Origin of the sequence: Pseudomonas sp. A014 (assembly GCF_052378495.1) — a bacterium.
Classification (GTDB): Bacteria; Pseudomonadota; Gammaproteobacteria; order Pseudomonadales; family Pseudomonadaceae; genus Aquipseudomonas; species Aquipseudomonas machongensis.
In genome coordinates, this window is the sequence record NZ_CP199001.1 from 3,431,412 (window position 1) to 3,448,169 (window position 16,758).

At 65.4% G+C, this 16,758-nt stretch carries 15 protein-coding genes; 6 read left to right on the forward strand and 9 right to left on the reverse strand.

The annotated features are described in order from the left end of the window. Positions 1-24: 24 nt before the first annotated feature. Positions 25-396 (forward strand): DUF2784 domain-containing protein, encoded by a 372-nt coding sequence (locus ACTYOL_RS15545; protein WP_054891563.1) that lies wholly within the window; start codon positions 25-27, stop codon positions 394-396. Here the strand turns inward: ACTYOL_RS15545 and tam are convergent. Next, a complete protein-coding gene (tam, locus tag ACTYOL_RS15550; protein ID WP_153772743.1) occupies positions 386-1,162 on the reverse strand; it encodes a trans-aconitate 2-methyltransferase in 777 nt (258 codons plus the stop codon). The genes ACTYOL_RS15545 and tam overlap by 11 nt on opposite strands. 151 nt (positions 1,163-1,313) lie before the next feature. On the opposite strand from tam, the gene ACTYOL_RS15555 reads away from it, so the two are divergent. Then, complete coding sequence (locus tag ACTYOL_RS15555) at positions 1,314-2,048, forward strand: FecR family protein (RefSeq protein WP_197891353.1); 735 nt, start codon at positions 1,314-1,316, stop codon at positions 2,046-2,048. Between the two features lie 57 nt (positions 2,049-2,105). On the opposite strand, the gene ACTYOL_RS15560 is transcribed toward ACTYOL_RS15555, so the two are convergent. Further along, entirely contained in the window at positions 2,106-3,518 is a 1,413-nt protein-coding gene (locus ACTYOL_RS15560) for an amino acid permease (protein ID WP_063545261.1), read from the reverse strand. A gap of 333 nt (positions 3,519-3,851) precedes the next feature. On the opposite strand from ACTYOL_RS15560, the gene ACTYOL_RS15565 reads away from it, so the two are divergent. Further along, on the forward strand, positions 3,852-5,270 hold the full coding sequence (locus ACTYOL_RS15565) for an aminotransferase-like domain-containing protein (protein WP_054891567.1): 1,419 nt from the start codon (positions 3,852-3,854) through the stop codon (positions 5,268-5,270). Here ACTYOL_RS15565 and ACTYOL_RS15570 read toward each other — a convergent pair. From ACTYOL_RS15570 to lexA, 4 genes are read right to left on the reverse strand one after another with little or no spacing between them, the layout of a single operon-like run. Then, positions 5,267-8,347, reverse strand: coding sequence for an error-prone DNA polymerase (locus ACTYOL_RS15570; protein WP_444756539.1), 3,081 nt, complete (start codon positions 8,345-8,347; stop codon positions 5,267-5,269). The genes ACTYOL_RS15565 and ACTYOL_RS15570 overlap by 4 nt on opposite strands. Next, positions 8,344-9,762, reverse strand: a complete 1,419-nt coding sequence (locus tag ACTYOL_RS15575) for a Y-family DNA polymerase (RefSeq protein ID WP_197891347.1) — start codon at positions 9,760-9,762, stop codon at positions 8,344-8,346. Before ACTYOL_RS15575 ends, ACTYOL_RS15570 begins: the two co-directional genes overlap by 4 nt. A gap of 6 nt (positions 9,763-9,768) precedes the next feature. Further along, positions 9,769-10,389 carry a translesion DNA synthesis-associated protein ImuA gene (gene imuA / locus ACTYOL_RS15580; RefSeq protein ID WP_054891570.1) on the reverse strand — a complete coding sequence of 207 codons (621 nt, stop codon included), beginning with the start codon at positions 10,387-10,389 and terminating at the stop codon, positions 9,769-9,771. Then, complete coding sequence (gene lexA, locus ACTYOL_RS15585; protein WP_063545264.1) at positions 10,389-11,006, reverse strand: transcriptional repressor LexA; 618 nt, start codon at positions 11,004-11,006, stop codon at positions 10,389-10,391. Before lexA ends, imuA begins: the two co-directional genes overlap by 1 nt. Before the next feature lie 94 nt (positions 11,007-11,100). Here lexA and ACTYOL_RS15590 point away from each other — a divergent pair, with 94 nt between their 5' ends. Further along, positions 11,101-11,760 (forward strand): HAD family hydrolase, encoded by a 660-nt coding sequence (locus tag ACTYOL_RS15590; RefSeq protein WP_153772749.1) that lies wholly within the window; start codon positions 11,101-11,103, stop codon positions 11,758-11,760. 64 nt (positions 11,761-11,824) lie between these two features. On the opposite strand, the gene ACTYOL_RS15595 is transcribed toward ACTYOL_RS15590, so the two are convergent. Together ACTYOL_RS15595 and ACTYOL_RS15600 are read right to left on the reverse strand one after the other, a co-directional pair. Then, positions 11,825-13,024, reverse strand: a complete 1,200-nt coding sequence (locus tag ACTYOL_RS15595; protein WP_054891573.1) for an MFS transporter — start codon at positions 13,022-13,024, stop codon at positions 11,825-11,827. 113 nt (positions 13,025-13,137) lie between these two features. Then, a complete protein-coding gene (locus tag ACTYOL_RS15600; RefSeq protein ID WP_063545274.1) occupies positions 13,138-14,037 on the reverse strand; it encodes a LysR family transcriptional regulator in 900 nt (299 codons plus the stop codon). A 140-nt stretch (positions 14,038-14,177) separates the two neighbouring features. Between ACTYOL_RS15600 and ACTYOL_RS15605 the strand changes: the two genes are divergently transcribed. Further along, entirely contained in the window at positions 14,178-14,516 is a 339-nt protein-coding gene (locus ACTYOL_RS15605; RefSeq protein ID WP_197891341.1) for a cupin domain-containing protein, read from the forward strand. Here the strand turns inward: ACTYOL_RS15605 and ACTYOL_RS15610 are convergent. Then, positions 14,513-15,055 (reverse strand): RrF2 family transcriptional regulator, encoded by a 543-nt coding sequence (locus ACTYOL_RS15610; RefSeq protein WP_065862557.1) that lies wholly within the window; start codon positions 15,053-15,055, stop codon positions 14,513-14,515. The genes ACTYOL_RS15605 and ACTYOL_RS15610 overlap by 4 nt on opposite strands. Before the next feature lie 278 nt (positions 15,056-15,333). On the opposite strand from ACTYOL_RS15610, the gene ACTYOL_RS15615 reads away from it, so the two are divergent. Then, positions 15,334-16,536, forward strand: a complete 1,203-nt coding sequence (locus ACTYOL_RS15615) for an NAD(P)/FAD-dependent oxidoreductase (protein WP_444756540.1) — start codon at positions 15,334-15,336, stop codon at positions 16,534-16,536. Positions 16,537-16,758 lie beyond the last annotated feature (222 nt).

Below are 16,758 nucleotides of genomic sequence, written 5' to 3' on the forward strand. Positions count from 1 at the left end.
GCCCCACAGCGGACCCCGCCCACCATGCTCTACCGCCTAAGCGCCGACGCCCTGGTCCTGCTGCACCTGGCCTTCATCCTGCTGGTGCTGTTCGGCGGCCTGCTGGTGCTGCGCTGGCGCCGCGCCCTGCTCCTGCATCTGCCGGCCCTGGCCTGGGGGCTTTCGGTGGAATGCCTGCATCTGCAGTGCCCGCTGACCGGCTGGGAAAACCGCATGCGCCTGGCAGCCGGCCAGGCTGGCTACCAGGGTGGGTTCGTCGAGCACTATGTCTGGCCGCTGATCTACCCTGCCGGGCTGACACCGCAGATCCAGGTGCTGCTCGGGTTGATCGTGTTGCTGCTCAACCTTGGCATCTACGGCTATGTGCTCTGGCGCGGGTGGCGTGCTAGCGGGTAGCGACCACGAACAACCGCGGGAACGGCAGCAACACCTTGCCATCGGTGGCTTTCGGGTAATCCTGCTCCATGGCCTGCAAGTAGAGCTGCAGGAAGCTTTCGCGCTCGGCCTCGTCCAGCCGCGCCAGGTACGGCCGCAGGCCCGAACCCTTGAACCATTCCACCACGGCGCTGGCGCCGCCTTCGAGGACATGGTGATAGGTGGTACGCCACACATCCACGCGTTCGCACAGCGGGCTGAGCAGGTCGTAGTAGAACGCGCCGCTGTGTCGCGGTGGCAAGGAAAAATCGCTGAACTTGTCTTTCCACGGGCCTTGGCTGGCAATCTCGCGCATGCGCTTGTGGGCAGGTTCGTCAAGGTTGTCGGGAGTCTGCACCGCCAGGCTGCCACCCTCGGAAAGCTGGCGGATCAGGTGCGGGTACAGCTCACGGTGGTTCGGCACCCATTGCAACGACGCGTTGGCGAGGATCAGGTCCTGGGGTTCGGCAGCCTTCCAGGTGGCGATATCGGCTACCTCGCAACGCACCCGTGGCACGTTCAGGCGTGGTCGCTCGCGCGCCTTGTCGATCATGTCCTGGTCGCTGTCCAAGGCCAGCACCTGGGCGTCGCCATGCTGTTGCAGCAAGACCTCGGTGGAGTTGCCAGGGCCGCAACCAAGGTCAGTGGCATGGCGCACCGGCCGCGGTGGCACGGCCGCGAGCAGATCGCGCACGGCGCGGGTGCGTTCATTTTCGAAGAGCGAATATTGGGTGGCGGACCAGGCCATGGGCGACTCCTTCGGCAGTTGGAAGCGCTAGCATAGGCCTTTTGCCGAGCGTCCGGGGTATCGGCCTGACCGATCCGCTTCGCCTGAACGAAAACAGGAACCGACAGCCTATGCTGGAGGTCATCCGCATAACCTCCACACGTCGCTTGCCATGAATGCCTTCCCCTATCCGCGTCTTGCCCTGCCTCTGGCCATCCTTGCGTTGATCGGCGCCTCCTTCCTGCTCGCCTCGCCCTGGATGGGCCAGGGCTTCGAGCTGTCCGACCTGTCCACCGACAGCCAGAGCCGCCTGACCCGGCAACTGGAGGACGGCAGCCTGTTGACCCTGGACAACGGGTCGGCCGTGGACCTGACGTTCGACCGCGCCCAGCGACGGATCGACCTGCTCAAGGGCCAACTGTTGCTGGAGGTGGCGCGGGGCGATACGCGCCCGCTGTTCATCGTCACCCCACACGGCAGCCTGCGGCCGCTGGACGCGAAACTGATCGTCGAACGGCTGCAGGACAGCAGCGAAGTCACCGTGCTGGAGGGGCGGGTCGAACTGACGGGCAACGACCGCCAACGGTCGCTCAACCGCGGCCAGCAGTTGCGCTTCGATGGCATCAGCCCCGGCACCCTGACCCAGGTCGATACCGGCGACACCCAGGCAGCCTGGTACCTGGAGCGCCTGCCCGGCGATGGTCAGCCACTGAACGAAACCCTCGAGCGCCTGGCCCGGCACCACCGTGGCCTGCTGCTGTTCGATGCCCCCTCGCTGGCCGACCTGAAGGTCGCCGACGACCTGGCCCTGGACGACACCGACCAGGCCCTGGATGACCTGCAGGCCGCCCTGCCGATCAAGGTCGCCCGTTACACCGATTGGCTGACGGTGGTGCGGCGCAAATGAAAACGCGGCCGGTCCCTGGAGGAGCCGGCCGCGTTTTCAGTACAACCCAGGTAGCGATCAGTGCCGCTTGGCGCTACGGATCTGATGCACCACACCCATGGCCACCACGATGGCCGCGGCGATACCGGTGGAGATCACCAGGATCTGGTAGTCAGGCATGAAGGCCATGGTCACCAGTGCGGCAACGATGAAGGCGATCACCAGGTAGGTCAGCCAGGGGAACAGCCACATCTTCAGGCGCACCTCACGGCCCTCGGCGATCAGCTTGCGGCGCATGCGCAGCTGCGAGAAGGCGATCACCAGGTACACCAGCAGGGCGATCATGCCGGTGGTGTTCATCAGGGTTTCCAGCACATCCTTCGGGCGCAGGGTCTCGCTGAAGTTGATCAGCGCACAGACCACCGCCACGGCGCAGGAGCCGAGGATCGCGTATACCGGCACGCCGGTCCCGGTGCGGGTGATCTTGAAGAACGACGGTGCATCACCGCGCTGCGACAGCGAGAAGAGCATGCGCGAAGCGGTGTAGTGGCCGGAGATCAGGCAACTGCTCACCGAGGTCAACACCACGAAGTTCATCAGCAGCTCGGCATACGGCACACCCAGCAGTTCCAGGGTGCGACGGTAGGCGCCATAGCCGGAAACGCCCAGGTGCGGATCGTTCCACGGCACCAGGCAGACGATCAGGAAGATCGAGCCGACGTAGAACAGGCACACACGCCACACCACCGAGTTGGTGGCCTTGACGATCTGGGTAGCCGGGTCCTTCGCTTCCGAAGCCGCGATGGTCACGATCTCGGCACCGAGGAAGGCGAACATCACGCCGAGCAAGGCGCCGATCACCGTGGTGATGCCGTTGGGCATGAAGCCTTCGGCGGTCAGGTGGGTGATGCCGCGCACCTCACCGAACTGCCAGACGTTCATCACGGCGGCGGTACACACCACCAGGAAACAGACGATCGCCACCACCTTGATCAAGGCGAACCAGAACTCGAATTCGCCGTAGTGCTTGACGTTGAAGAAGTTCACGGTGATCAGCAACAAGGTGGTCGCCAGCACGAACACGTTGACGCTGACATCAGGGAAGAAGCCATGCAGGATCTTGCCCGCCACGTAGGCTTCCCAGGCCATGAGGATGACCCAGTACCACCAGTACAGCCAACCGATGGTGAAACCGGCCCAGCGCCCGATGGCGCGGTCGGCGTAGGTCGAGAACGAGCCGGTGTCCGGCGAGGAAGTCGCCATCTCGCCGAGCATGCGCATGATCAGCACCACCAGGATGCCGCCGGCGAGGTACGCCAGGACAGCCGCTGGGCCGGCGCTGTGGATCACGCTGCCGGAGCCGACGAACAAGGCGCCGCCAATGACCCCGGCGATCGACATCATCGTCAGGTGGCGCGACTTGAGCGAGGCACTGAGCTTGCTCTCGTGCCCGCCTTCCGCGGAAGTGGTGGATGTGGATGTTGCGTCCATCAGTTGTGTACCCCGTGCTTCTTTTTATCCAAGGAAAAACTGTGAAACCCCGATGGTTATCGGCCTCACCTGTACATCAGCGCTATTGCGGGCAGGAGGTGTGAAGAACACACGCAGACCATCCATGGCGGCCTGCTGACGCGCCCGAGGGTTGCCGCTCGGGCGAACTGAACGTGTTGCATCTGGCGATATCTGACACCTAATGTAAAAATGTCCGACACTTAGAGCCATGCACAGTGGCATGAAACTCGCACTGCACTGTACAGGCCGCCAATGCAATACACCCGCGACACCCTGCAGGCGCTTGGCGTTATGCACACCTGAAGGCACCCCATGCTGCGACTACATCCAGACTCCCCTACCCCGCTGGTCAACCAGATCATCGACGGATTGCGCGAGCTCATCGACAACCAGACCCTCAAGCCCGGCGCCAAGGTGCCGTCTATCCGCGCGTTTGCCTCGACCTACTCGGTGAGCACCTTCACCGTGGTCGAAGCCTACGACCGCCTGGTGGCCCAGGGGCTGCTGGTCAGTCGCGGCAACGCGGGTTTCTTCGTCAGCCGCTCGGCGGGCGAGTTGCTCGACACGCATACCCCGCAAGCTGACACAACCCGACCATCGTTCAACTCCGAGTGGTACCTGCAACAGATCTTCGAGACCCGCCAACTGCCGTTCAAACCCGGCTGCGGCTGGCTGCCCAACGACTGGATGTACGAAGATGGCTTGCGTCGCGGCATGCGCCAGGTGGCCGGCAGCCCGCTGGAGCTGTCTGGCTATGGTGATCCGATGGGCCTGCCTGAATTGCGCGCGCTGACCGCGCAGAACCTGCAGCAGGAGCTGTCGATCGTCGCCAGCCCTGCGCAACTGATGCTCACCCATGGCGCCAGCCAGGCGCTGGACCTGGCCGTGCGCACCCTGGTGCGACCGGGTGACGTGGTGCTGGTGGACGACCCAGGCTATCCCAACCTGATGAGCATCCTGCGCTTTCAGGGCGCGACCTTGGTGGGCGTCCCGCGCACACCGGTGGGCTACGACCTCGACCAGTTGGAGCGCTTGCTCGCCCACCATCGCCCGACGGTGTTCTTCACCCAGCCACACCTGCACAGCCCGACCTGTTCGCGTACGCCGCTCGCGCAGTTGCACCGCCTGCTGCAACTGGCGTCGCAGCATGGTTTGCGCCTGGTGGAGAACAACCTCTACGCCGACATGATCGCCGAGCCGCAGCCGTGCCTTGCCAGCCTCGATCATCTGCAGCAGGTGGTATACGTGGGCAGCTACTCCAAGAGCATCTCGCCCAACGTGCGGGTGGGCTACCTGGTGGCCGAAGCCGAGGTGATGCAGCAGCTGTTGCAGTTGAAGATGCGTTCAGGGCTGACCACCTCGCAGGTGATGGAGCGGGTGGTATACGCCGCAGTGATCGACGGACGCTGGCGCAAGCACCTCAAGCGCCTGCGCCAGCGCCTGGCAGAAGCGCATCAGGAAGTGGGTCGGCACCTGCATCGACTGGGCTTCGAGTTGTTCATCGAGTCGGATGAAGGCATGTACATCTGGACCCGCCACCCGGCCATTCCCGATAGTGCGGCGCTGCTCGACGATGCGCTGGAACAGGGGATCATGCTTGGGCCTGGGCAGTTGTTCATGGTCGATGCGCAGGCCACGGGGTGGATGCGGTTCAATGTGGCGTTCAGTACGGATCCCGGGATGTGGGAGTTGCTGGAGAAGGTGTTGGTGCGGCATGTCAGACGAGGCTAATGAAAATCCCGACTCCTTACATCCAGCCCCCGCAATAACCCACTGACATCCTCCAACCGCCGCGCGATCAGGTGTCTGACACCCTTTTCCTGCTCCAGCCGGCCACTGACCTTGAGCAATTGCGAGCCCACCAGGGCTCGCCGCTGTCGCTCGGCCAGATCCCGCCACACCACTACGTTGAGCATGCCGAACTCGTCTTCCAGGGTGACGAAGGTCACGCCGCTGGCCGTCTGCGGGCGCTGGCGACCCACGACGATGCCGGCCACGGCAACGCTGTCGCCATGGCTCAAGCCATCCAGCTCACGAGAGCTGCGGCAACCCAGCGCGCGCAGGCGTGAACGCAGCAGCGTCAAGGGATGCGGGCCAAGTGTGGTGCCCAGGGTCGCGTAGTCGGCGAACAGGTCTTCGGCGATGCTCGGCGCCGGCAAGCTCACTTCGCTTTCAGGCGCAGACTCGACCCCAGCGAACAACGGCAGTTGCGCCTGCACGGCAGCGACCTGCCAGCGTGCCTGATGGCGATCGCGAGCCAGGGCACGCAAGGCACCGGCATCGGCCAGGCGCGCGCGGGCGCGGCTGTCGAGGGACGCACGCAGGCACAGATCCTCGACATCCCGCCATGGCCGCTGTGCCCGCGCCTGCTCCAGGCGCCGGGCATCGTCCTCGCCGAAACCACGGACCTGCCGCAGCCCCAGGCGAATCGCCAGGGCATCACCGCCTTGCGGTTCCAGGGTGCAGTCCCAGACGCTGTGAACGACATCCACCGGTCGCACCTCGATGCCCTGTCGACGCGCCTCCTGCAAAAGCTGGTCGGGGCTGTAGAACCCCATGGGCCAACTGTTGATCAACGCGCAGGTGAAGATCGCCGGCTCGTGGCACTTGAGCCAACTGCTGGCGTAGCACAGCAAGGCGAAACTGGCGGCGTGGGACTCGGGGAAGCCATAGCTGCCGAACCCCTTGATCTGCTCGAAGATGCGTTCGGCAAAGGCCAGCTCGTAACCATTGCGCAACATGCCGTCGAGCAAGCGCAGCCGATGCGGCTCCAGCCCGCCATGACGCTTCCACGCCGCCATGCTGCGGCGCAACTGGTCGGCTTCGCCTGGGGTGTAGTCGGCCGCGACCATCGCCAGTTCCATTACCTGCTCCTGGAACAACGGCACACCCAGCGTGCGCTTGAAGACCGCCTTGAGCTTTTCCGAAGGATAAGTGACCGGCTCTTGCTTCAGACGCCGCCGCAGATAGGGATGCACCATGTCCCCCTGGATCGGCCCGGGCCGCACGATTGCCACCTCGATGACCAGGTCGTAGAAGGTGCGCGGCTGCAGGCGCGGCAGCATGGCCATCTGTGCCCGCGACTCGATCTGGAACACCCCCATGGTCTCGGCGCGGCTGATCATCGCGTAGGTGGCGGGGTCTTCCTGGGGGATGCTGGCCAGGGTCAGCTCGCGGCCACGGTGCAGCCGGAGCAGGTCGAAACAACGGCGCAGGGCGCTGAGCATGCCCAGGGCGAGCACATCGACCTTGAGCAGACCAACCATGTCCAGGTCGTCCTTGTCCCACTGGATCACCGTGCGCTCGGGCATGGCGGCGTTCTCCACCGGCACCAGCTGGTCCAGTGGCTGCTCGCAGATCACGAAACCGCCAGGGTGTTGCGACAGGTGTCGAGGGAAACCGATCAGCTCACCCGCCAGCACCAGGATACGCCGCAACGATGGGCTCTGCGCCTCGAAACCAGCCTCGGCCAGGCGCTGCGCATCGGGAATGCGATCGCTCCAGCGCCCGCAGCATTTGGCCAGGGCATCCACCTGGTCGCTCGGCAGACCCAGCACCCGAGCCACGTCACGCACGGCGCCAGCAGCGTGATAGGTGCTGACCACCGCGGTAAGCGCCGCGCGGTGCCGGCCATAGCGCCTGAACACATACTGGATCACCTCTTCGCGGCGGTCGTGTTCGAAGTCCACGTCGATGTCGGGCGGTTCATTGCGCTCACGTGAGAGAAATCGCTCGAACAGCAGGCGGTGAGTCATCGGGTCGAGCTCGGTGATCCCCAGCACGAAACACACCACCGAGTTGGCCGCAGAGCCCCGCCCCTGGCAGAGAATATTCTGCCGGCGGGCGAAATCGACGATGTCGTGGACGGTGAGAAAGTAGCTTTCGTAGCCCAGTTCCTCGATCAGCGTCAGTTCGCCCTCAAGCGTCTGGTACACCTCGGCGCTGGCACCCTGCGGCCAGCGTATCGACAGACGCTGCTCGCACAAGTGACGCAACCAGCTCGCCGGGCTGTGGCCTTCAGGGACCAGCTCACGGGGGTACTGGTACTTCAGCTCGCTCAGGTCGAAGCGGCAGCGCTCGGCAATGACCAGGGTTTCGCTCAGCAGGTCGCCGGGGTGCAGCTCGGCCAGTTGCTCGCGGCTACGCAGGTGGCGTTCGCCATTGGGGTAGAGGTAACGCCCGGCCTCGGCCACCGTGCAGTGCTGGCGGATCGCGGTCATGCAGTCCTGCAAGGCGCGACGACCACGTACATGCATGTGCACGTCGCCACAGGCCACGGCGCGAATCGCCAGTTGCCCGGCCAGGGCACGCAAACGCTGCAAGCGCGCTGCGTCGTCGCTGCCACGGTGCTGGTGCACTGCCAGCCACAGCCGCTCGGGGAACAGTGCCTGCAACCAACGGCCGGGTTCAGGGTCGCCAGGGTCGTCAGCGATCCACAGCGCCAGCAAGCCTGAGCAATGCGCCTGCAGGTCTTCGGCCAGCAATCGATACTCGCCCTTCTCTGCCCGACGCCGCGCACGGGTAATGAGCGCGCAGAGGCTCTGGTAGCCGCTCAGGTTCTCCACCAGCAGCACCAGGCGCGGCCCATCCTGCACCTGCACTTCGCTGCCGACGATCAGTCGTACGCCATGCTCGCGGGCCGCCTGCCAGGCGCGGACAATCCCGGCCAGGGTACATTCGTCGGTGATTGCCAGGGCCTGATAGCCCTGCTCGTGGGCACGACGAAACAGCTCGTCGGCGCTGGAGGCGCCGCGCTGAAAACTGAAATTCGACAGGCAATGCAGCTCGGCGTACCCAGGCAGGCTCATGCGAACCAGCCCTGCAGCCACAAGGGGCCGGGTTGGGCGAGGTCGCGGTAGGCCCAACCGCGCAACCCTTCGCGGGTTTCGATGCGGTAGTAGTCACGGCGCACATCACCGCCATCCCACCAGCCCGATTCGATGCGCTCGGCTTGGCCAAGCCATTGCAGGCCGCCCTCGGGCAAGGCCAGGGCCTGGGGCAGCAACCAGCCAGGACGGCTGCCGGGCGCGACCGCCAGGCTACCGGCAGCGCCCTGCTCACTGGCCTGCCAGGCATGCTCGGGACGATGATCGGCTTCGGCGCGCAGCCCCATGACCGCCTCGTCGCCCAACCGGGCACGCAAGCGCTCGCGCAACTGCTCCCAGGGCTGGGCCTGCTGCGAACGCGGATCGAACAGCGCGCGATGCTGTGGCACGAACGCTGGCAGGTCGGCGGCCAGTAGGCGCACGTTGCGCACCGGCGCCGGAATGCGCAGCGGCTCCAGCCGGCCACGGGCCAGTTCGAAGAGCATCGCCGCTTCGCGCTCGGCCGCCAGCAAGCCGACCTTCAGCACGGTATCCGGCCCCTCTACGTGCTCCAGATGCAGCTCGAAACGCTGCACGCCGCAGTCGCGCCCAGCAAGAAAAGCGGCCAGGTCATTGATCAGCCGGCGCAGGGGAAACAGTAATGCCTGGTGCGATTCCACATCGAAATTCAGCTCCAGCCTGGACTCGAACCGGTCTGGCGGCTGATAGAAATCCAGCCCCAGCGCACGCTGGCCGAAAAGTTGGTCCAGGTGCAACTGCACAGGCGCGGCAAAACGCTTGGCCAGGGCATCACGCGGCAAGGCCATGACCTCGCCCAGCCGGCGCAACCCCATGCGCGAGAGGGCCTGGGCGGCATCGGCAGGCAAGCCGACCCGATCCAGAGGCATGTTCGCCAATGCTGCGCGCGTCTGCTCGGCGCAGGTCAGCGCCAGGCCATCGTGCCCGTTGACCAGCATGCGCGCCGCCACCGGATTGCTCGCCAGCACAATGCGATGACGCAGGCCGAGTTCCTGCAGTTCTGTACGCAGACGCGCCTCGAAACTCGTCCACGGACCGAACAGTTGCAGGCTCGACCCCACCTCCAGCAACAACGCACGCGGATAGTGCAGGCTGACCTGAGCGCTGAACCGGTAGGCCCAGGCCGCCAACAGTTGCTGTACTTCGTCGATGCGCGCCGGATCGGCCTCGACACAGGTGAAGCCGTCAGCCAGGGCGCGGGCGGCAGTCAGCGTCTGGCCGGCGCGCAGCCCCAGGTCGGCGGCCGCCGCATTGACCGCCTGCAACACCCGTCGTTGCGCTGGGCCGCCAAGCAGTACCAGCGGCGAATCGGCGTCGTCACGCCCGCGCTGAACGGTGTCCAGCGCCAGCTGCGGCAGCAGGATGCAGGCCCAGAGCATGGCGCATCAGCCTCGTCCGGGAGCGGCGATGGGCGTGGCCGGCACCAGGCCGCCACGGCACTTGAGCACTCGCCACTGTGCCGGACGCGTATCGATGGCGATACGCAAAGCCGCAGGCGACGGGTTGTGCGCCGCCTGCTGGGGTCGGCAGGCGAAGGCCAGCGCCTCACCGGTTTCAGCGGCGACTTGCAAGCGGCGCAATGAGCGGTCATCGGCGCGCTCCGGCCAGCACAGCACCGCCGCACAACTGCCAGAGCGCAGGCACTGCTCGGCAGCCCACAGGGCCTCGTCTGGCTCGGCCGCGACCTGCGCCAGCCAGCGCAGATCGACGCCTGCCGCCTGCCAGGCCGGCGCGTAGGGAATGAACGGCGGCGCTACCAGCACCACCCGCCCACCCTCGCCGCTCAGCCGGGCGAGGGTCGGCCAGAGCAACTGCAGTTCACCGCAACCGGGGCTGGCCAGCAGCAACTCGCTGAGCGCCGCCGATGGCCAGCCCCCTTCAGGCAGGCGCTCGTCCAGCGCGGCATGACCGGTGGGCTGCAAGCCGAGCGGGCGTGCCTGGACCTGCCGCCCACGCCAGATTCGGCGCTGGTCGAGCAGCCCATCGAGATCGACTACCGCGCCCATCAGTCACGCCTCAGCAGGCCGCAGAACACACCTTCGATGCAGAAGTCGTGCTCGGGGCCCACGTCGATGGGGGCATAGGCCGGGTTGCGTGGCAGCAGCCGATAGCCACCCGCCACCCGTTGCAGGCGCTTGATGGTGACCTCGCCATCGAGCCGCGCAACGACGATCTGCCCGTCGCGGGCATCGCCCTGCTGGAGAATGCCAACCAGATCGCCGTCGAGGATACCGTCGCCGATCATCGAATCGCCCCGCACCTTGAGCAGGTAGTCGGGCGTGCGACGGAACAGGCTGGGGTCGATCAGCAATTGTTCGTGGATGCCCAGGTCCGGACCGATCGGCGCACCGGCGGCGACCCGGCCAAGCACCGGAATCTCGAGGATTTCCGGTCGGCGCAGCGGTTCGGCCAGGCGAATGCCCCGCGCCTGGTTAGGCGTGACCTCGATGTAACCACCCTCATGCAGGGCAGTGATGTGCTTGCGCGCCACGCTGCGCGAGGCGAAACCGAAGCGCTCGGCGATATCGGCCAGGCTCGGCGGCTGGCCGTGGTCGGCGATGCGCTCGCGGATGAATTCGAGAATGGCGCGGCGTTTGGGGGATAATTTGTCCATGGAGCACATTTGTACTCTTTTCCGAATACACTGAACAGCCCCCTTCGTCGCCGAGTTTGGCTATGATGGCTGCTGAATTGTTTCTTCACTGCCAGGATGCCCGATGCTGACCGCCCTGCTGTTCGACCTCGATGGGACCCTCACCGACACCGACACCCTGCACCTGCAGGCGTTTCGCAAGCTGCTGCACGATTACGACGGCCGCGAACTGACCCAGGAGCAATTCAACGCCCAGGTCAGCGGCCGCTCCAATGGCCTGCTGTTCAAGGAGCTGTTCCCCCAGGCCGATGCCGCCGAGTGCAAGGACCTGGCCGACCGCAAGGAGGCGCTGTTCCGCGAAATGTCGCCCACGCTCGAGCCGATGCCGGGCCTGCTGCGCCTGCTGGAGCACGCCGAGCGCCATGGCATCGGCATGTGCGTGGTGACCAATGCCCCGCGGCTGAACGCCGAGCACATGCTGGGGGCCATGGGCCTGGGCGAGCGCTTCGAGCATGTGCTGGTGGCCGACGAACTGGCCCGGCCCAAGCCCGACCCACTGCCCTACCTCACCGGCCTCCAGCGCCTGGAAGCCAAGGCCGCGCAGGCACTGGCCTTCGAAGACTCGCTGCCCGGCGTGAAGGCGGCGGTCGACGCCGGGATCTTCACCGTGGCCCTGGCCACCACCCAGCCGGCCGAGCGCCTGCTGCAGGCCGGCGCGCAACTGGTGATCGAGGATTACAACGACCCACGGCTGTGGGCGTTGATCGAACAGATGCAGGCTTGACTCTCGCCTCGGTAGGCGCGGCGGTTCGCCGCTGCGACGTGTTCCGCGCCTACCGAAGGGTGGGTCAAGCCCGCCGCGCAACCATCAGGAAGATCACCAGCGCCAGCCCCGGCAATACCGCGCCCACCAGCGCCACGCCATTCCAGCCATAACCCGCATACAAGGCACTGGCCACTGCCGAACCCAGAGCACCGCCGATGAAGATGCTGGTCATGTACACGGCATTGAGCCGCCCGCGGCTGGCTGGGTCCAGGGCGTACACCTCACGCTGGCCGATCACCATGTTCATCTGCACGGCGAAGTCCAGCAGCACCCCGGTCAACCCCAGGCCGATCACGCTGTAGCCCGGCGCGCTCAGCCCGAACAGCAGCGACAACGGCGCCAGCACCAGGGCCAGCAACGACGCCTGGCGCGCATGCCCGGCATCGGCAAGGCGCCCGGCAATCGGGGCCGCAATGGCGCCCACCGCGCCCACCAATGCGAACAACGCGATCTGGCTCTGCGACAGGCCATGCTCGGTTGCCAGCGCCAGCGGCACGGCGGTCCAGTAGAGGCTGAACGTCGCGAACATCAAGCCTTGATACAGCGAGCGCTGGCGCAGCAACGGGTAGCGCCGCAGCAGCCCGCCCAGCGAGGCCATCAACTCGACGTAGCTGGCCTTGTGCTCCGGCACACGCCGCGGCAGGGTCACGGCCAGCAGCACGACGATTGCCGCCATCAGCACCGCCGCCCCCAGGAACACGGCACGCCAGCCGAAGTGATCGGCCACCAGGCTCGACAAGGGCCGCGCCAGCAGGATGCCCAACAGCAGGCCACCCATGATGTTGCCCACCACCCGGCCACGCTGTTGCTCCGGTGACAGATGCGCAGCCAGTGGGATCAGCATCTGCACCGCCACCGAACTGAAGCCGATCAGCAAGGCATAACCGAGAAACAGCTCACCTTGGCCGTGCCCACTGCTGCCCGCCAGGAGCAGGCTGGCGCAGGACAGCACAGCCGTGGCGATCATCAGCCGACGGTTCTCCACCAGGTCGGCCAACGGCACCAGCAACAGCAGCCCCAGGGCGTAGCCCAGCTGGGTGAGCGAGACGATCAGGCTGGCACGCTCGGTGGACAGCCCAAGGTCCGGCGCGATCAGGCCGACGATGGGTTGGGCGTAATAGATGTTGGCAACGATGGCACCACAGCAGAACGCCAGCAGCGTCACCAGGCCTCGGCTCAGTGACGTGCCGGATGTAGAGGATGTCGCTAAAGAAGCACTCATTTCAGATTATTCACACATGGCAAGACATGCCACGCACCTTAGCGGCCAGGGCCTGCAGAGGGAATCGGAACGCAACGCAAAGCGGCGTTGCGCCAGGCGCAAAGCCACCACGTTCAGGGCCTGAGCAACGACTCGCAGAACTCGATGAACGCCGTTACCCGCCGCGACCAGCGATGGTTGGGCAGGTACAGGGCGTTGATATTGCAACTGGCAGCGATCGGATTGGCCTGCCAGCCCGGGAACAACCGCACCAGACGCCCGGCAGCGACATCGTCGCGCACCAGCCAGTCTGCCAGCAGGCTGACGCCACTGCCCGCCACCGCCGCCTCGCGCAGCAAGTCGGAGTTGGCGCAGCGCAAGGGCCCGGCCACATCCACCTCGATCAGCTCGTCTCCTTGGCGCAGTTGCCAAGGTCGCCCCAGGCCGCTATAGCGAAAGCGCAAACAGGCATGCTCGCTCAACTGCGCGGGGTGTTCGAGCGCAGCATGGCTGGCCAGGTAATCCGGGCTGGCCACCAGCCAGCGTTCAAAAGTGCCCAGGGTGCGACTGACCAGCTCGTCGCTCGGCGCCGGATCACCCAGGCGAATGGACAGGTCGTAGCGCCCGTCGAGCAAATCGTCGAAGCGGTCGCTCAGGTCGATATCCAGCTCCAGCGAGGGGTAGCGGGCCATGAAGCGGCCCAGGTGCGGCGCAATCATCCGCCGCCCGAACTCCACCGGCAGGCACAGGCGTAGCACGCCCACCGGTTCCTGCCCGCGATCGGCGACGCTGGCATCGGCCTCGGCCAAGGCCGCGACGATAGCGCGGGCGCGCTGGTAGTAGCCGACACCCGCCTCGGTCAGGCTGACCTGCCGGGTCGAGCGGTTGAGCAGGCTGGTACCCAGCTCGCTTTCCAACGCATCGACCAGGCGTGTCACCGACGAGGTCGCGACCCCGAGCCGTCGGCCGGCAGCGGAAAAGCCCTGGGCTTCAACAGTCGCCATGAACATCTTGATGGCCAGCAGCTTGTCCATTGGCGTGATTCCTTGCGCAGTGCCGTGACATTGTTCCGTAAAGTAGTTCCGCAAAGTAGCTCCGTGACAACGTAGCTCCGTGCGGAAAATTCCGGAACCTTCCTACAATCACCGTCCGGAATCAAGAAAGGCAAACGTCCATGCCCGACAACCTGTTCAGCCCCCTGCCCCCGCTCGATCCTGCGGCCGCCGAGCGATTCGACGAACTGCTGCGCCGCCCAGGGCTGCGCATCGAGCGCATCGTCTCCAGCGGCCAATGCAGCCCGCCCGATTTCTGGTACGACCAGGCCGAAGGCGAGTGGGTGGTGGTTCTCACCGGCAGCGCCGGGTTACGCCTGGAGCACGAAAGCGAAACGCGGGTACTGAAGGCAGGCGACCACCTGGATATCCCGCCGCATTGCCGACACCGCGTGGAGTGGACGCAGGCCGATGCGACGACGGTCTGGCTGGCAGTGTTCTACACAGCCCCTACGCGCTAGAGCTGCTTGAGCGCGATGTCTCCTGCCCCACCCTTGCCATCACGCCGCTCGCTCATCCAGTCATTGACCTTCTGCCCGAACTCGGCCGGCGCCTTGCGCCCGAAGCGCCGCGCCAGGTCGAGGATGGTCTGCTGGGCCAGTGCCTCTTCCATACGTTTCTGCGCGCTGAGCATCACCGCATGGATGGCACAGGTGCCCTCGGTGGCCCAGCCGGGCGCTGCACCGTCGAACAGCGAGCAGCGCTCGCGGATCTCGCGGCAATCGAAGATCTTCTTCGGCCCATCGATGGCGTTGACGATATCCAGCACGGTGATTTCGTCCGAAGGCCGGGCCAGGCGAAAACCGCCACGCACGCCTTCAGTGGCCGCCACCAGCCCGGCACGCGCCAGCTTGGTGAAGACCTTGGCCAGGTATTCCTGCGGCACCCCTTGCAGTTCGGCGAGATCGCGCACGCTGGACTCGCGGCTATCGCCGCGCTCGTCGATGAGAAACAGCAGGCAGTGAATGCCGTACTCGACGCCCGCGCTGTATAACGACATATCAATCTCCGACCAAATTTGTCGCAAACAGTACGCCCTTCTCCAGGAACTGGCAAAGCCATCGGCCACCATCGGTCGCCTGCCTATTTTTCTCAATCGCCCAGAACCCCTGACTTATCGCTGCTTCACCCGCAAAGCGAGGGCCGCCTGCGACTGCCCGCTAAAAAAAAGCTTGTCGTTTTAAACTACGACCAATAGAGTCGTAGTTATTCGGCAAGCGCAGCAACGCACGCCGAACCTCGACCCAAACCCCTTCGACCCTCTCGCGGAGCCTGTCCATGAACCCACACATCCTGATCATCGGTGCCGGTTTTGCCGGCGTCTGGAGCGCCCTGAGCGCCGCCCGCCTGCTCGACCTCGCCAAGCGTGGCGACATCCACATCAGCGTGCTCGCGCCGCAGGCCGAACTGCGCATCCGCCCGCGCTTCTACGAAGCCGATGTGCACACGATGAAAGCGCCGCTTGGCGAGCTGTTCGAGGCTGTAGGGGTGAATTTCATCCAGGGCCATGCCCAATCCATCGATGCCGACGCACGCTCGGTCACCTATATCGACGCCAATGGCCAGACCCGCCAACTGGGTTACGAGCGCCTGGTACTGGCCGCCGGCAGCCAGGTTGCCCGCCCTGCCGTACCGGGTCTGGACCAGCACAGCTTCGATGTCGACCAGATGGAGTCGGCGGTCAAGCTGGAGCAACACCTGACCGACCTCGCCAGCCTGCCGGCCTCCCCGGCCCGCAACACCGTGGTGGTGTGCGGCGGCGGTTTCACCGGCATCGAGACCGCCACCGAAATGCCTGCCCGCTTGCGCGCAGTACTCGGCGAGCAGGCCAATATCCGCGTGATCGTGATTGATCGCGGCGCACAGGTCGGTGCAGCCCTGGGTGCCGGCATCACCCCAGCCATCGTTGCCGCCTCACAGCACGCCGGCGTGCAATGGCTCACCAATGCTTCGGTGATCGCGGTGGATGTCGGTGGCGTGACCTTGGACAACGGCGAGTACATCGCCAGCAAGACGGTGATCTGGACCGCAGGCGTCAAGGCCAGCCCGCTGACCGCGCAGATCGCCGGCGAACGTGATGCCCAGGGTCGCCTGCGCGTCGACGAGCACCTCAAGGTCATCGGCCAGCAGCATATCTACGCCACCGGCGACGTGGCCTGGGCCGCAGTCGATGACCTGGGCAACCACGCGCTGATGACCTGCCAGCACGCCATCCCCATGGGCCGTCACTCGGGCAACAATGCCATGGCCGACCTGCTCGGCGAGGCGCCGGTGGTGTATCGCCAGCCCAAGTACGTCACCTGCCTCGATCTGGGCGACTGGGGCGCGGCCTTCAGCGAAGGTTGGGAACGTGAACTGAAGCTGCAGGGCGATGAAGGCAAGCAGCTCAAGCGCCAGATCAACTCGGTGTGGATCTACCCGCCAGAGGCTGATCGCAGCAAGGCCCTGGCCGCTGCCGATCCAATGATCGCCATCGTTTAAGCGAATAAACCTGACAGATCCGTCAAAAAATGACGGATCTGTTTGTACGTGTAGTTACATTGAATGACTGGTCAATAATAGTGGCACCGTGGCATTATTGACGTCAAAAAACCTACTAAAGTTAAGGATATTGTACTTTCCCGCAGCGCACCGAGACGCCTGGCCCCTTTCGCCGGTTCCGGCACCACGACCCAGCGCTTGAAGCCTGCACGCCACATTCAA

What these genes read in the sequence shown, in the direction of transcription:
- ACTYOL_RS15545 (WP_054891563.1), top strand. Translation starts at nt 25, where the DNA reads ATGCTCTACCGCCTAAGCGCCGACGCCCTGGTCCTGCTGCACCTGGCC.
- tam (WP_153772743.1), bottom strand. Translation starts at nt 1,162, where the DNA reads ATGGCCTGGTCCGCCACCCAATATTCGCTCTTCGAAAATGAACGCACC.
- ACTYOL_RS15555 (WP_197891353.1), top strand. Translation starts at nt 1,314, where the DNA reads ATGAATGCCTTCCCCTATCCGCGTCTTGCCCTGCCTCTGGCCATCCTT.
- ACTYOL_RS15560 (WP_063545261.1), bottom strand. Translation starts at nt 3,518, where the DNA reads ATGGACGCAACATCCACATCCACCACTTCCGCGGAAGGCGGGCACGAG.
- ACTYOL_RS15565 (WP_054891567.1), top strand. Translation starts at nt 3,852, where the DNA reads ATGCTGCGACTACATCCAGACTCCCCTACCCCGCTGGTCAACCAGATC.
- ACTYOL_RS15570 (WP_444756539.1), bottom strand. Translation starts at nt 8,347, where the DNA reads ATGAGCCTGCCTGGGTACGCCGAGCTGCATTGCCTGTCGAATTTCAGT.
- ACTYOL_RS15575 (WP_197891347.1), bottom strand. Translation starts at nt 9,762, where the DNA reads ATGCTCTGGGCCTGCATCCTGCTGCCGCAGCTGGCGCTGGACACCGTT.
- imuA (WP_054891570.1), bottom strand. Translation starts at nt 10,389, where the DNA reads ATGGGCGCGGTAGTCGATCTCGATGGGCTGCTCGACCAGCGCCGAATC.
- lexA (WP_063545264.1), bottom strand. Translation starts at nt 11,006, where the DNA reads ATGTGCTCCATGGACAAATTATCCCCCAAACGCCGCGCCATTCTCGAA.
- ACTYOL_RS15590 (WP_153772749.1), top strand. Translation starts at nt 11,101, where the DNA reads ATGCTGACCGCCCTGCTGTTCGACCTCGATGGGACCCTCACCGACACC.
- ACTYOL_RS15595 (WP_054891573.1), bottom strand. Translation starts at nt 13,024, where the DNA reads ATGAGTGCTTCTTTAGCGACATCCTCTACATCCGGCACGTCACTGAGC.
- ACTYOL_RS15600 (WP_063545274.1), bottom strand. Translation starts at nt 14,037, where the DNA reads ATGGACAAGCTGCTGGCCATCAAGATGTTCATGGCGACTGTTGAAGCC.
- ACTYOL_RS15605 (WP_197891341.1), top strand. Translation starts at nt 14,178, where the DNA reads ATGCCCGACAACCTGTTCAGCCCCCTGCCCCCGCTCGATCCTGCGGCC.
- ACTYOL_RS15610 (WP_065862557.1), bottom strand. Translation starts at nt 15,055, where the DNA reads ATGTCGTTATACAGCGCGGGCGTCGAGTACGGCATTCACTGCCTGCTG.
- ACTYOL_RS15615 (WP_444756540.1), top strand. Translation starts at nt 15,334, where the DNA reads ATGAACCCACACATCCTGATCATCGGTGCCGGTTTTGCCGGCGTCTGG.